The following is a 1015-nucleotide window of genomic DNA, read 5'->3' on the forward strand; positions in this document are numbered from 1 at the left end:
CTAGTGTCCCGGTCCGGAGATCCTGTCGCAGTAGCGGCAGATGCGGTCGATGATCTGGTCTGCGGTCTTGGTCCACTTGAAGGGCCGGGCTTGCTCGTTCCAGTTCTTGATCCAGTCCTCGAGCGCGGTCTTCAGTTCGTCGAGTGAGCAGAACACGCCGCGTTCGAGGCAGCGCCGCTCCAGTTCGGCGAACCACCGCTCGACCTGGTTGATCCAGGACGAGTAGGTCGGGGTGAAATGCAGCTCGAAGCGGGGATGGGCCAGGAGCCACTCGTGGACCACCGGCGCCTTGTGGGCGGAGAGGTTGTCGCAGATCACGTGGACCGCCAGGCCCGGCTCGGTCTGGCGGTCGATCTCGTCGAGGAAGTCACGGAAGTCCACCGCCCGGTGCTGGGCAGACAGCTTCCCGATCACCTTGCCGGTGGCGGTGTTCAGGGCGGCGAACAGGTCCACGGTGCCGTGCCGGACGTAGTCGAAGCTGCGGCGCTCTGGAGTGCCCGGGATCATCGGCAGTACCGGTGCGGTCCGTTCCAGGGCCTGGATCTGCGGCTTCTCGTCGACCGCGAAGACGGCCGCGTTCGCCGGCGGGGCGAGATACAGCCCGACCACGTCACGGATCTTGTCGGTCAGCAGCGGGTCTGGGGAAATCTTGAAGGTCTCCGTGCGCCAGGGCTGCAGCCCGAAGGCCCGCCAGATCCGCAGCACACTCGTCGGTGAGATCCCCACCCGCCGGGCCAGTTCCCGCTTCGACCAGTGAGTGGCGCCTTCGGGCGTCTCTTCCAGCGTGCGCACCACCACCTCCTCCACCTGGGCATCGGTGATGGTGCGGGGCACTCCCGGACGGGGTTCGTCGGACAGCCCGTCAAGGCGGTCACGCAGGAATCTGCTCCGCCACCGGGCAACGGTCCCACGATCGGTGTCCAGCCGGGCGGCCACCGCGGTGTTGCTGAGTCCGTCCGCGCAGGCCAGCACGATCCGTGCCCGCTTGGCCAGACCCTGCGCGGTCGTCCGGCGT

Annotated in this window: 1 protein-coding gene; it reads right to left on the bottom strand. The window is 67.7% G+C overall.

Features of this window, described 5'->3' with window-relative positions; genetic code table 11:
• The coding region (locus DMH12_RS38585; protein WP_125495868.1) for an IS630 family transposase at window positions 1-1015 on the bottom strand (1015 nt) is incomplete at its 5' end.

This window comes from Streptomyces sp. WAC 04229 (assembly GCF_003947455.1).
GTDB lineage: Bacteria > Actinomycetota > Actinomycetes > Streptomycetales > Streptomycetaceae > Streptomyces.